The sequence below is a fragment of the Methylobacterium frigidaeris genome (assembly GCF_022179185.1).
Classification (GTDB): Bacteria; Pseudomonadota; Alphaproteobacteria; order Rhizobiales; family Beijerinckiaceae; genus Methylobacterium; species Methylobacterium frigidaeris.
Window position 1 is genome coordinate 210,561 of the sequence record NZ_BPQJ01000006.1, and the last position, 12,556, is coordinate 223,116.

The following is a 12,556-nucleotide window of genomic DNA, read 5'->3' on the forward strand; positions in this document are numbered from 1 at the left end:
GACAAGTACCGCCATGGGCCGAGCTGCTTCGGGGCTCGGCGGTCTGCTTAAAAAACACCAACGAGGGATCCCACCATGGGTAAAGTCATCGGCATCGACCTTGGCACCACGAATAGCTGCGTGGCCGTGATGGAAGGCACGCAGCCCAAGGTCATCGAGAACGCGGAAGGCGCGCGCACCACCCCGTCGATCGTCGCCTTCACCGACGACGGCGAGCGGCTCGTCGGCCAGCCGGCCAAGCGCCAGGCGGTGACGAACCCCGAGCGCACCTTCTTCGCGATCAAGCGCCTCATCGGCCGCACCTACGACGACCCGATGACGCAGAAGGACAAGGGGCTCGTCCCCTACAAGATCACCCGCTCGAGCGGCGGCGACGCCTGGGTCGAGGCGGACGGCAAGTCGTACTCGCCGTCGCAGATCTCCGCCTTCACGCTGCAGAAGATGAAGGAGACCGCCGAGTCGTATCTCGGCCAGCCGGTCACCCAGGCGGTCATCACCGTCCCGGCCTACTTCAACGACGCCCAGCGCCAGGCGACCAAGGATGCCGGCAAGATCGCCGGCCTCGAGGTGCTGCGCATCATCAACGAGCCGACCGCGGCGGCGCTCGCCTACGGTCTCGACAAGAAGAAGTCAGGCCTGATCGCGGTCTACGACCTCGGCGGCGGCACCTTCGACGTCTCGATCCTCGAGATCGGCGACGGCGTGTTCGAGGTGAAGTCGACCAACGGCGACACGTTCCTGGGCGGCGAGGACTTCGACAACCGCATCGTCGAGTACCTGGCGGCCGAGTTCAAGCGTGAGCAGGGCATCGATCTGACCAAGGACAAGCTCGCCCTCCAGCGCCTCAAGGAGGCCGCCGAGAAGGCGAAGATCGAGCTGTCCTCGGCGACCCAGACCGAGATCAACCTGCCCTACATCACCGCCGACGCGAGCGGCCCGAAGCACCTGGCGCTCAAGCTCAGCCGCGCCAAGTACGAGTCGCTGGTCGACGACCTGGTGCAGCGCACGATCGAGCCGTGCCGCAAGGCGCTCAAGGACGCCGGCGTCTCAGCCTCCGAGATCGACGAGGTGGTCCTGGTCGGCGGCATGACCCGCATGCCGAAGGTCCAGGAGCAGGTGAAGACCTTCTTCGGCAAGGAGCCCCACAAGGGCGTCAATCCGGACGAGGTCGTGGCGATCGGCGCCGCGGTGCAGGCCGGCGTGCTCCAGGGCGACGTCAAGGACGTGCTGCTCCTCGACGTGACCCCGCTGTCGCTCGGCATCGAAACGCTCGGCGGCGTGTTCACCCGGCTCATCGACCGCAACACCACCATCCCGACCAAGAAGTCGCAGGTGTTCTCGACGGCGGAGGACAACCAGAACGCGGTCACCATCCGGGTCTTCCAGGGTGAGCGCGAGATGGCGGCCGACAACAAGCTGCTCGGCCAGTTCGACCTCGTCGGCATCCCGCCGGCCCCGCGCGGCCTGCCGCAGATCGAGGTGACCTTCGACATCGACGCCAACGGCATCGTCAACGTCACGGCCAAGGACAAGGCGACGGGCAAGGAGCACCAGATCCGCATCCAGGCCTCGGGCGGCCTGTCCGACGCCGACATCCAGCGCATGGTGCAGGAGGCGGAGGCCAACGCGGCCGACGACAAGAAGCGCCGCGAGCTGGTCGAGGTGAAGAACCAGGGCGAGAGCCTGATCCACGCCACCGAGAAGTCGGTGACGGAGCACGGCGACAAGGTCCCGGCCTCCGACAAGGCTGCGATCACCACCGCCATCGACGCCCTGCGCCAGTCGCTGGCCGGCGAGGACGTCGAGCAGATCAAGGCCCGCACCACCGACCTGATGCAGGCCTCGATGAAGCTCGGCGAGGCGATGTACGCGGCGAGCCAGGCCGCCGGCCCGGACGCCGCCGCCGGCGCTCAGGCGGGTGAGGCCAAGAAGGACGACGTCATCGACGCCGACTTCCAGGAAGTCGACGACAAGGACCAGAAGAAGCGGGCGTAAGACGCCTTGAGGTTGCCGCACGGATCTGAGATCCGTGCGGCCCAGTGATTTGCAGCGCGATCCGGTCCTCGGCGCCCGACAACGGCGCCGGGGACCGGACGTGTGTGGACGATGCCCGACGGGGATACGGCGGGGCCGGGGACAGGAATGTCGAAGCGCGACTATTACGAGGTGCTGGGCGTCGCCCGGACCGCGACCGACGGCGAGATGAAGTCGGCCTTCCGCAAGCTGGCGATGGTCTACCACCCCGACCGCAACCCCGGCGACAAGGAGGCCGAGCTCAAGTTCAAGGAGCTCAACGAGGCCTACCAGTGCCTCTCCGACGGGCAGAAGCGCGCCGCCTACGACCGCTTCGGCCACGCCGCCTTCTCGCAGGGCGGCCAGGGCGGCCCCGGATTCGGCAACGAGTTCGGCGACTTCATGTCGGACATCTTCGACACGTTCTTCGGCGACGCCCGCGGCGGCGGCGGGCGCCCGGGTGCGGGCCCGGGCGGGCGCGCCGGCGGCGGCCGCGAGCGCGGCGCCGACCTGCGCTACAACCTCGAGATCAGCCTTGAGGAGGCCTTCACCGGCAAGACCGAGACGATCCGGATGCCGACCTCTGTCACCTGCGAGGTCTGCGCCGGCTCGGGCGCCAAGGCCGGCTCGAAGCCCAAGACCTGCCCGACCTGCGCCGGCTACGGCCGTGTGCGGGCGGCGCAGGGCTTCTTCGCCATCGAGCGCACCTGCCCGAACTGCCAGGGCCGCGGCGAGATCATCGAGGATCCGTGCCCGGCCTGCTCGGGCGCCGGCCGCGTCACCCGGGAGCGCACGCTCTCGATCAACGTGCCGGCGGGCGTCGACGACGGCCTGCGCATCCGGCTCGCCGGCGAGGGCGAGTCGGGCCTGCGCGGCGGGCCGGCGGGCGACCTCTACATCTTCCTGTCGATCAAGCCGCACCCGTTCTTCCAGCGCGACGGCGCCGACCTGTTCTGCCGCGTGCCGATCTCGATGGTGACGGCGGCGCTCTCGGGCGAGATCACCGTGCCGGTGATCGACGGCTCGCACACCTCGGTCCGGGTCCCCGCCGGCACCCAGACCAACAAGCAGTTCCGCCTCAAGGGCAAGGGCATGCCGGTGCTGCGCTCGCGCGACGTCGGCGACCTCTACATCCAGGTCTTCGTCGAGACGCCGCAGAACCTCACCAAGCGCCAGCGCGAGCTGCTGCAGGAATTCGACACGCATGGCAGCCAGGCCGACAACCACCCGGAGAGCGCCGGCTTCTTCTCCCGGGTGAAAGAGTTCTTCGACGGCCTGAGCGGGTCGGGCCGCGCGTGACCCTCCGATGCTGCGGCTCGGGTCGCGCCTGATCGCACGTGCTCGCGAACCAGAGCAGCCCTCGCGCGTTCTCACGCGCGGTGGGATTGCGTGGTTCGTGGGGCTCGTGCGGGCGCGTCAGGCTTGACGGCAGCGCGCCTTTGAACGACAGCCGTTCACCAACCAATCCTTCGCGTGTTCAAGGGTCTTCGGTCTTGCCTTTGCCTCACCGATCCAGGGCCAAAGCCGTCGCGGTCTCGAGCCCGCTGCCTCATCCGCAGCCTCAGAAGAAGCGCGACATCCTGGAGGACGAGGCGCGGTTCCTGCGCTCCTGGTTCGAGCGCCCCCTAGTCACCGGCGCCGTGACGCCGTCGGGTCGGATGCTCGCCCGCACCATGGCGTCCTACGTCGATCCGCGCCTGGCCGGGCCGGTGATCGAGCTCGGGCCCGGCACCGGCCCGGTGACCGACGCGCTGGTGCGCCGCGGCATCGCGCCGGAGCGCCTGGTGCTCGTCGAGTACAACCCGGATTTCTGCAAGCTGCTGCGCCGGCGCTTCCCGAAGGCCACGGTGCTGCAGGGTGACGCCTACAACATCCGCGCCACCCTGGAGGGCGTGGTCGCCGAGCCGGCCTGCGCCACGATCTCGAGCCTGCCGCTGTTCACCAAGCCCCTGGAGCAGCGCCTGGATCTCTTGAACGCCGCCCACGACCTGATGCATCCGGACGCGCCGTTCGTGCAGTTCACCTACGCGGTGGTGCCGCCGATCCCGGCCAAGTCCACGACCTACACCGCCAGCCGCTCGAACAAGGTCTGGCTGAACCTGCCGCCGGCGCGGGTGTGGGTGTATCGTCGGCCCTGACGGGCCGGTGCTGGCACGACCTTCCTATCAGTGGGCCTCGACGTCACACGGGGCTCGACGCAGTCGGGCGCCCGGGGTCGACAATAACCGCTGGAGACTGAGGAAGGGGCGAGCAGCGTTCCGCTGCGGCCTGCACCGTCAGCGGTGATGGATCCCGGGCTCCGCTGCGCGGCCCCGGGATGACGATGGAGGCTCGACGTCTATGGGAGAGCCGAGCACGACATCTGGCCGGCGCCTCACGCCTTCTCCCACTGCTTCTCGATGATGGTGTAGACCTTGTCGCTGAGGTTGATGTCCATCTCGACGAGGCCGATCGTGGCCTTCACCCGGCTCAGGGTCTCGGCGAGTTCCAGCACCGGCTCGGGCACCCGGCGCTCCGGCACGGCTGGTCCTTCGAGCTTTAGCACGTCGGCCAGCATCGCCGTGTAGGCGCCCCAGAAATGCTGGTGGCCGATGACGTGGAAACGCGACAGCGCCTCGATCGCCAGCGTCCAGTGGCCCGGCTTCATCGCCTCGCCGGGGACGGTGCAGGAGAGGTCGCGGGTGAGCGGGTTCTCCAGCCAGGCATAGGTCTCGAGATCGATGCGGTCGAAGCCCTTGCGCAGGGCCGAGACGCTGCCGAGGTCGAGGCCGGCGGCGAAGGCGCAGGGCCCCTGGAGGTGGTCGACGCGCCAGCTCTGGGCCGGATCCTTGCCGATCTCCGCCATCCGGCGCAACCACAGGAGGCGCTTGGCCAGCTCCACGTACGGATCGACCACCAGGATCGTCTTCACGTACTCGCCCGTCTGGATCACGTCCTCGTAGCGCTTCAGCAGCAGGCTGCCCTGCAGCAGCAGCGAGTCGCTGTACTTGATGTCGATGATGCAGCGCAGGAGGTCGAAGTGGATGTCGTGGATGCCGAAATACGCCATCGCGAACTCGGGAAAGAGCATGTCGCGGGCGGCGTTGTCCTGGTTGATCGTGTAGTCGAGCGAGAGGACGCGGGCCGCGCGATGCGCGGCGTCGGCGCGGTGCCGGTAGAGCAGGATGTTGGTGTCGGCATCGAAGATGTCGTAGCGCACGGCCTGATCCAGGCCGGGGCAGCTCTGACCATCGAGCTTGAAGCCGCAGACGCCGTGGGCGTGCCAGCCGAACTCCTTCAGCTGCGGGTAGTGGACCCAAGCCTCGATCACGGTCTCCTGCGTCCGGTCCATGACCACGCGGATGCGCGGCGTACGGCGCATGTCGTCGGGGGCGATCCAGAGCTCGAAGCTCGCCGGGCCGACGACGTTGAAGTTGAATCGCATGCTGCTTGCTAGGCTGAAGACGGCGTCGCGGCAAGGTCGCGGCGGGCGCGCCGGCGCGACCGGAGATCGCGCCGGCAGTCTAGCAGCTCCGGCCGGCGGGATCACCTCGAGGATCGCCCTGGCGGTGGGCGGATGCCCGGGGGCCCTTGCGGCCTCGCGCCCGGCGGGTGTTGATGCGGCCATGTCCGACCTGTTCGCCACCGCCGGCCTCGACCGCGACGCGCCCCGTCCCCTCGCCGACCTCTTGCGGCCGACGAGCCTCGCCGAGGTGGTCGGCCAGGAGCACCTGACCGGGGAGGGGGGCGCGCTGACCCGGCTGCTGCGCGGGCGCAACCTCGGCTCGCTGATCCTGTGGGGACCGCCCGGCACCGGCAAGACCACGGTGGCCCGTCTGCTCGCCGGCGAGACCGACCTGCATTTCGAGCAGATCTCGGCGATTTTTTCCGGCGTCGCCGAACTCAGAAAGGTGTTCGAGGCGGCGCGCGCCCGGCGGGCGGCGGGACGGGGCACGCTGCTCTTCGTCGACGAGATCCACCGCTTCAACCGCGCCCAGCTCGACGCCTTCCTGCCGGTGGTCGAGGACGGCACGGTCACGCTCGTCGGCGCCACCACCGAGAACCCCTCCTTCGAGCTGAACGCCGCGCTCCTCTCCCGTGCCCGGGTGCTGGTCTTCCGCGCCCTCGACGAGGCGGCGATCGCCAAGCTCCTCGACCGGGCCGAGGCGGTGACCGGGCGGGTGCTGCCCCTCGACGCGGAGGCCCGGGCGGTGCTCGTGCGGATGGCCGACGGGGACGGGCGGGCGGCGCTGACCCTCGCGGAGGAGGTCTGGCGCTCCGTCGGCCCCGACGAGACCCTGGATGCGGCCCTGCTGCAGGAGCTGATCCAGCGACGGGCCCCCGTCTACGACAAGGCGCAGGAGGGCCACTACAACCTCATCAGCGCCCTGCACAAGACGATCCGCGGCTCGGACCCGGACGCCGCCCTGTACTATCTCTGCCGCATGCTCGATGCCGGCGAGGACCGGCTGTTCATCGCCCGCCGGCTGGTGCGGGCGGCGGTCGAGGATATCGGCCTCGCCGATCCGCAGGCCCTCGCGGTGGCGAACGCCGCCAAGGAGGCGTTCGATTTCCTCGGCTCGCCGGAGGGCGAGCTGGCGCTGGCGCAGGCGGCGGTCTACCTCGCCACGGCCCCGAAATCGAACGCCCTCTACACCGCCTACAAGGCCGCGACCCGCAAAGCCAAGGAGCACGGCTCGCTGCCGCCGCCCCGCACCATCCTCAACGCGCCGACCAAGCTGATGCGCAAGCTCGGCTACGGCGAGGGCTACCGCTACGACCACGACGAGCCCGACGCCTTCTCGGGCCAGGATTACTGGCCCGAGCGCTTGGGGAGACAACGCTTCTACGCACCGACCGACCGGGGCTTCGAGCGCCGCGTCGCCGAGCGTCTGGAGTGGTGGGAGGCCGCCCGGCGGGACCGCTCCGGCGAAGAGTCGTGACGACTGTGTGAACAACCTGACCGACGGGCGTTGACGCGCCGCTCTCCGTTAGGTCAACTTGGGGGAATGAGACAGGACCTCCTCCCGCACGGTCCATCAGGATGACGGCGCGGGTTCTCTCCATCGCCAACTGCAAGGGCGGCACCGGCAAGACGACCTCCGCGGTCAACCTCGCGGCCGAACTCGGCGCCCGGGGCTACCGGGTCCTGGTGGTCGACCTCGACCCGCAGGGCCATGCGGGGCTGGGTCTCAGGGTCACGGCGCGGCTCGGCTCGCCCAACGCCCACACGCCGCTGCGGCGATCGCCGTCCAGCCTCGATGGCGCCGCCCAGGCCACCGAAGAGGACAACGTGTCGGTGGTGCCGGCCGACCGGGGCTTCGACGGGCAGCTCGGCAACAGCGACATCCACTGCTTCGCCAACGCGCTCGCGCCCCTGCGCCACGTCTACGACCTGGTGCTGATCGACGTGCCGCCGGCGGCGGCCGCGCTCACCGTCTGCGCCCTGATGGCGAGCGACGGGGTGGTCATCCCCACCACCCTCGATCCGCTCGGCCTCGAGGGCGTGCGCCAGTTCGCCCGCTCCTACCACGACACGATGCTGCGCTTCCGCGCCGCGCCCCTCGGGCTCGCCATCGCGCCGATGCGCATCGACCTGCGCACCAATGTCGAGCGCGAGACGCTGGGCCAGCTTCGCACCGCCTTCGGGCCGGGCCAGATGGTGCGGGGCGTGCGCACCGACGTGGCGGTGAGCGAGGCCTTCGCCCGGCGCCAGCCAGTGCGGCGCACCCGCCCCCGCGCCCGCGCCGTCGAGGACTTTTCGGGCCTCGCCGACGACCTGGTGCAGCGCTTCGGCATCGACTGCGCCGCCGCCTTCGCGGAGCCTTCCTGCGGCCGGGCGGAGGGTTTTTCGCGCGGGATCTCCTGGAGATGAGGGGGCGGCACTGATTCGCCGGGCGTGACGGGGAGGGCTGCGGGTGCTACGAGCCGCCGCATGACGAAGCCTCCTTCTCGCGGCGGTTCCGGGCGGTCGCGGACCGGCCCGGGCGGACCCGCCTCGGGCCGCCCGCCGCGGGCCCGCACCGGACCGCGGAACACCGCCCGCGATGCCGCCGAGCGCGCCGCCGGCCTGGCCATCTCCAGCCGGGCCGCTCCCGCCCGCGCCGCCTTCGGCCGCGACATGAGCGACGCGGCACCCTGGGAACGGGACGAAGGGCCGAGCCGCGCGCCGGCCAAGGCACCCTCCCAATCGCCGGCCAAGCCGAAATCCGACCGGCCAAAGTCCGACCGGCCGCGCGCCAGCGCGGCGGAACGGCCGGCCGGCCGTTCTGCGAGCTCAAGGCCCGCGACCCGCGATGCTGCCGAGGGCCGTCCGGCGACCCGGACCCGCCGTGACGAGCGGCAGGATTCCGAGGCCCCGCGGAGCCGCGGACCCGCGGAGCCCAAGGCTCCGACCCGGCGCGCCCTGCGCGAGGCGACCGCCGAGGCGCTGGCCACCGGCGTGCAGACCCTCGAGGTGACACCGGACGAGGCCGGGATGCGGATCGACCGCTTCCTCTCGGCCCGCTTCCCGCAGCTTCCCTTCACCCGCATCCAGAGCCTGGTGCGCAAGGGCGAATTGCGCGTCAACGGCAAGCGCGCCAAGGCCGCCGACCGGGTCGAGCCCGGCGCCAGCGTCCGCGTGCCGCCCCTGAGCCTGGAGGCGCGCCCGCCAGCCCCGAACTCCCCCCGGGCGGAGGGCGACCTCGCCTTCCTGCGCTCCCTGATCCTCTACGAGGACCAGGACATGATGGTGCTCAACAAGCCCTTCGGCCTCGCGGTTCAGGGCGGCTCGGGCACCACCCGCCACGTCGACGGCCTGCTGGAGGCGATGCGCGACAAGGACGGCCAGAAGCCGCGCCTCGTCCACCGCCTCGACAAGGACACGGCGGGCTGCCTCATCATCGCCAAGACCCGGCTCGCCGCGGCCACGCTGGCCAAGACCTTCCGGTCGCGGGCGGCGCGCAAGATCTACTGGGCGCTCGCCGCCGGGGTGCCGAAGGTGCGCCAGGGCCGGATTTCGACCTACCTCGCCAAGGAGGAGATCGGCGACGCCGATGCCCGCATGCGGGTGGCCAAGCACGGCGACGAGGGGGCCAGCCACGCGCTCACCTACTACGCCGTGGTCGACCAGGCCGGGCAGAAGCTCGCCTGGCTGTCGCTGAAGCCGGTCACCGGGCGCACCCACCAGCTGCGCGCCCACGCGGCCCATATCGGCCATCCGCTGGTCGGCGACCCGAAGTACTTCGACATCGAGAACTGGGAGCTGCCCGGCGGCCTGCAGAACCGCCTGCACCTGCTCGCCCGGCGCATCGTCATCCCGCATCCGCGCACCGCCAAGCCGATCGACGTCACGGCGCCGCTCCCGCCCCACATGGCGCAGAGCTGGAACCTGCTCGGCTTCGACGCCGCCCGCTACGACCCGATCGTCGAGGCGCCGGAGGCGTGACGCTGCGGCCATCCGGCCCCGGGGAAACCCTTGGCAGGACGGCCGCGCGCCTTATTCTCAAGGTGGGCCGCCGCGACCACGGCACCAGCGCGGGCTTAGCGGCCCGTCCGGGAGTGAGACAAGCCAGATGAGACCCGCCGCGCTCGCCAGCCTCGGCCTGATCGGATTCCTCGCCTGCGCCGGGACGGTGCAGGCGCAGCCCACCCCTGCGACACCCGCACCCGCCGCAACCCCGGCAGCTCCTACCATCCCCCCGGCGGGGCCTGCCACCTCCCCGGCGGGGCCTGCCGCTCGCCCGGACGGCAAGGCCACTTCGGTCCGGCAAGACGGGCGCCACCAGGACGGCCGCACGATGCCCGCGGACGGCAACGGACCGGCCGCCCGGCCCGCGACGCCTGAGCGGGCGGCGACGCCCCGCCGCCGCCGCCCGAGCTACGCCGCCTGCAACCGCGCTTCGCAGCGGCGTAGCCTGAAGGGCGGCGCACGGCGCCGCTTCCTGATCCGCTGCCGCCTGGGCTATGAGCGGATCCAGCCGGGCCAGCAGCCGGCCCGCGCCAGACCCTGACGGCCGGCGGGCCGCACCCGGCGCGACAGCGAGGCGGCCCGAACCAACCATGATCCTGCAATGATCCTGATCGTCTTCGACGTCGACGGCACCCTCGTCGACAGCCAGCACCTGATCGTGGCGGCGCAGGCCGAGGCCTTCGCAGCGGTCGGGCTGCCGGCGCCGACGCGGGAGCGCTCGCTGTCGGTGGTCGGGCTGTCGCTGCCGCAGGCCTTCACCGCCCTCGTCGGCGCCGACGGGCCGGTGGTGGCGCTGTCCGAGGCCTACAAACAGGCCTTCGGCCGGTTGCGGGCCCGGGCCGAGATCCGCGAATCGCTGTTTCCTGGTGCAGCGGATCTCCTGGCGAGGCTCAACCGCGAGCCGGCGGTGCAGCTCGGCATCGCCACCGGCAAGTCCCGTCGCGGGGTCGACCATCTCGTCGCCGTCCACGGCTGGGAGGGCTGGTTCTCGACCGTGCAGACCGCCGATGACGCGCCGTCGAAGCCGCATCCGGCGATGCTCGAACAGGCGATGGCCGAGACCGGGGCCGATCCGGCCCGGACGGTGATGATCGGCGATTCGACCTACGACATGGTGATGGCGCGCGGCGCCCACGTCACCGCCCTGGGGGTCGCCTGGGGCTATCACGCGCCCGAGGCTCTGCGGGCTGCCGGGGCGCACGCGGTGATGGAGAGTTTCTCGCAGCTCGAGGCCGCCCTGTACGCGCGGATCGCAGCGGTCTGACGGCCGCCTCGCAACCGCCGGCCCGGAGCCCTATCTGATACCCATGACCAACGACGTGACCCGCGACTGGCTCGGAGATCCGGAGGCGACGCCCGATCCGGTCCGCGCCGCCCGCCAATCGGCGAAACCCGCGCTGCCGAAGCGCTTCTACAAGGAGGCCGGCGTGGCGCAGGCCGAGGACGGCTACCGCCTCGTCCTCGACGGTCGCCCGGCCCACACTCCCGCCCGTCGCCGCCTCGCGGTGCCGCAGGCGGCCCTCGCCGAGGCGCTGGCGGCGGAATGGGGCGCGCAGGAGGAGTTCATCGATCCGGCGCGGATGCCGCTCACCCGCCTCGTCAACTCGGCCCTCGACGGGGTGGCCGAGCGGCGCGAGGCGGTGGTCGAGGATCTGTCGGCCTATGCGGGCACCGACCTCGTCGTCTACCGGGCCGGCGACCCGGCCCGCCTCGTGGCGGCTCAAGGTGCGGCCTGGGACCCCGTGCTGGCCTGGGCGCACGACACCCTGGGGGCCCGGTTCATCCTGAGCGAGGGGGTGATGCACGTCACCCAGCCGGCGGAGTCGGTCGCTGCCCTGCGCCGCGCCATCGAGGCGGTGGAGAGTCCGACCGCGCTCGCGGGCCTTCACTCGATGACGACCCTGACCGGCTCGCTGCTGATCGCACTCGCCGTTCTCCACGGCCGTCTGACGCCGCAGGAGGGCTGGGCGGCCGCCCATGTCGACGAGACTTTCCAGACCGAGGTCTGGGGTCGGGACGCGGAGGCCGAAGACCGCCTCGCCCGGCGGCGAGTGGAGTTCGAGGCCGCGGCGCGGGTCGCAAGCCTCAGCGGCTGAGGGACCGGGGCGCAAGGGCCCTGGCCGCGCGCGCTCACTTCTTCAGCGAGCCGGTCGCGATGTCGGCGTTCGGATCGACCATCTGCGGCACGGACGGGCCGAAGGCCACGAGGCCGCTGGCATCGATGCCGCGCACCTCCACCTCGGCGCCCGGCGCCATCCGGGGCAGGGCGGCGAAGAGCGGCATGCCGGCCGGCACGCTGTCCGAGAAGCCCGGCACGTCGAGGGCCGGGATGCCGGCCTGATCGAGGCTGGTGCCCTCGGCGCGGGCGGCGGCGGAGCCAGCCAGGATGAGGCCGGCCGCGATGACGGTCTTGAGAAGCATCTCGGGGTCTCCCGTGCGGGGGCAAATCTTGCCAAAGCGTTGCTTGGCAAGACAATGCGCGAACCCCGGCCGCGGTTCTCCGAAAAATGCCTACCCGGCAGCGCGCCACGCTGCTTCGGGTGCCGCTGCGACGGCCGGCAGCTGGTGGAACAGGTGGAAGCCGCAAGTCTCGGCGCCGCGCTCCGCCACTTCGGCCGAGAAGCCGGGCGGCGCCTCGGACGGGGCGTTGATGCTGCCCGCATAGGTCCAGGCCTCGCCGGTGACGAAGCCCGGTACCGGAAAGTCGTTCGGCACCGCGCAGACCAGATCCGGCTCCTCGCGCCGGCGAAACAGGTTGTAGGTCGGCCAGCGCCGCACGGTGCGCGGCCACGCGCGTGTGAACCCTGAGCCCACGCTGCTCGCGTTCATGACTAGTCTCCCCCCGGGTCCGACCCGTTGCATCTTTGGGCCGATGCATATCCGCCGTGATCGGAACCGCTGATCACATTCGATAAGGTTTGCGACTTTTCTGGGCAATACTGCCGATACGGCAAAGCCTAGATTGCGCCCTGCGGCGGAAGGCGCAGCCGCCTACCCCTTTCGGCCAAGCTGCGTGGCGGTGTTTCAAATTTTTGAAGGTGAGCCTCAGTTTTTTCAGTTTTCCTTGCCGCGTGGCGGCCCGCATAGTCGCTCCCGACACGGCGATCCGGG

General features: G+C 71.0%; 12 protein-coding genes. 9 read left to right on the forward strand and 3 right to left on the reverse strand.

The genetic code is table 11. The annotated features are described in order from the left end of the window. The first annotated feature begins 75 nt into the window (after positions 1-75). From dnaK to MFF64_RS08950, 3 genes are all read left to right on the forward strand, one after another. Positions 76-1,995 (forward strand): molecular chaperone DnaK, encoded by a 1,920-nt coding sequence (gene dnaK, locus MFF64_RS08940; RefSeq protein ID WP_099906596.1) that lies wholly within the window; start codon positions 76-78, stop codon positions 1,993-1,995. Positions 1,996-2,142: 147 nt separating this feature from the next. Beyond that, a complete protein-coding gene (gene dnaJ / locus MFF64_RS08945; protein WP_099906594.1) occupies positions 2,143-3,312 on the forward strand; it encodes a molecular chaperone DnaJ in 1,170 nt (389 codons plus the stop codon). A 194-nt stretch (positions 3,313-3,506) separates the two neighbouring features. Further along, complete coding sequence (locus MFF64_RS08950; protein ID WP_238190477.1) at positions 3,507-4,151, forward strand: class I SAM-dependent methyltransferase; 645 nt, start codon at positions 3,507-3,509, stop codon at positions 4,149-4,151. A 236-nt stretch (positions 4,152-4,387) separates the two neighbouring features. Here the strand turns inward: MFF64_RS08950 and MFF64_RS08955 are convergent, their stop codons facing one another. Further along, positions 4,388-5,437, reverse strand: a complete 1,050-nt coding sequence (locus tag MFF64_RS08955; protein ID WP_099904103.1) for a hypothetical protein — start codon at positions 5,435-5,437, stop codon at positions 4,388-4,390. Positions 5,438-5,618: 181 nt separating this feature from the next. Between MFF64_RS08955 and MFF64_RS08960 the strand changes: the two genes are divergently transcribed. The 6 genes from MFF64_RS08960 (at position 5,619) to MFF64_RS08985 (ending at position 11,541) form a co-directional block, all read left to right on the forward strand. Beyond that, positions 5,619-6,935, forward strand: coding sequence for a replication-associated recombination protein A (locus MFF64_RS08960; RefSeq protein ID WP_099904101.1), 1,317 nt, complete (start codon positions 5,619-5,621; stop codon positions 6,933-6,935). A gap of 101 nt (positions 6,936-7,036) precedes the next feature. Further along, a complete protein-coding gene (locus MFF64_RS08965) occupies positions 7,037-7,867 on the forward strand; it encodes a ParA family protein (protein ID WP_099904099.1) in 831 nt (276 codons plus the stop codon). A 60-nt stretch (positions 7,868-7,927) separates the two neighbouring features. Beyond that, positions 7,928-9,421 (forward strand): RluA family pseudouridine synthase, encoded by a 1,494-nt coding sequence (locus tag MFF64_RS08970; RefSeq protein ID WP_238190479.1) that lies wholly within the window; start codon positions 7,928-7,930, stop codon positions 9,419-9,421. Between the two features lie 127 nt (positions 9,422-9,548). Then, positions 9,549-9,986 (forward strand): hypothetical protein, encoded by a 438-nt coding sequence (locus MFF64_RS08975; protein WP_238190481.1) that lies wholly within the window; start codon positions 9,549-9,551, stop codon positions 9,984-9,986. A 60-nt stretch (positions 9,987-10,046) separates the two neighbouring features. Next, entirely contained in the window at positions 10,047-10,709 is a 663-nt protein-coding gene (locus tag MFF64_RS08980; protein ID WP_099904824.1) for an HAD-IA family hydrolase, read from the forward strand. A gap of 43 nt (positions 10,710-10,752) precedes the next feature. Continuing rightward, positions 10,753-11,541, forward strand: a complete 789-nt coding sequence (locus MFF64_RS08985) for an ATP12 family chaperone protein (RefSeq protein ID WP_099904822.1) — start codon at positions 10,753-10,755, stop codon at positions 11,539-11,541. A gap of 34 nt (positions 11,542-11,575) precedes the next feature. On the opposite strand, the gene MFF64_RS08990 is transcribed toward MFF64_RS08985, so the two are convergent. Beyond that, complete coding sequence (locus tag MFF64_RS08990) at positions 11,576-11,866, reverse strand: hypothetical protein (protein ID WP_099904820.1); 291 nt, start codon at positions 11,864-11,866, stop codon at positions 11,576-11,578. A 90-nt stretch (positions 11,867-11,956) separates the two neighbouring features. Then, positions 11,957-12,274: a hypothetical protein gene (locus tag MFF64_RS08995; protein ID WP_238190482.1), complete on the reverse strand. Its 318-nt coding sequence runs from the start codon at positions 12,272-12,274 to the stop codon at positions 11,957-11,959. Positions 12,275-12,556: the final 282 nt, after the last annotated feature.

Coding starts and splice junctions, on each gene's coding strand:
- dnaK (WP_099906596.1), top strand. CDS start 76: ATGGGTAAAGTCATCGGCATCGACCTTGGCACCACGAATAGCTGCGTG.
- dnaJ (WP_099906594.1), top strand. CDS start 2,143: ATGTCGAAGCGCGACTATTACGAGGTGCTGGGCGTCGCCCGGACCGCG.
- MFF64_RS08955 (WP_099904103.1), bottom strand. CDS start 5,437: ATGCGATTCAACTTCAACGTCGTCGGCCCGGCGAGCTTCGAGCTCTGG.
- MFF64_RS08960 (WP_099904101.1), top strand. CDS start 5,619: ATGTCCGACCTGTTCGCCACCGCCGGCCTCGACCGCGACGCGCCCCGT.
- MFF64_RS08965 (WP_099904099.1), top strand. CDS start 7,037: ATGACGGCGCGGGTTCTCTCCATCGCCAACTGCAAGGGCGGCACCGGC.
- MFF64_RS08970 (WP_238190479.1), top strand. CDS start 7,928: ATGACGAAGCCTCCTTCTCGCGGCGGTTCCGGGCGGTCGCGGACCGGC.
- MFF64_RS08975 (WP_238190481.1), top strand. CDS start 9,549: ATGAGACCCGCCGCGCTCGCCAGCCTCGGCCTGATCGGATTCCTCGCC.
- MFF64_RS08980 (WP_099904824.1), top strand. CDS start 10,047: ATGATCCTGATCGTCTTCGACGTCGACGGCACCCTCGTCGACAGCCAG.
- MFF64_RS08985 (WP_099904822.1), top strand. CDS start 10,753: ATGACCAACGACGTGACCCGCGACTGGCTCGGAGATCCGGAGGCGACG.
- MFF64_RS08990 (WP_099904820.1), bottom strand. CDS start 11,866: ATGCTTCTCAAGACCGTCATCGCGGCCGGCCTCATCCTGGCTGGCTCC.
- MFF64_RS08995 (WP_238190482.1), bottom strand. CDS start 12,274: ATGAACGCGAGCAGCGTGGGCTCAGGGTTCACACGCGCGTGGCCGCGC.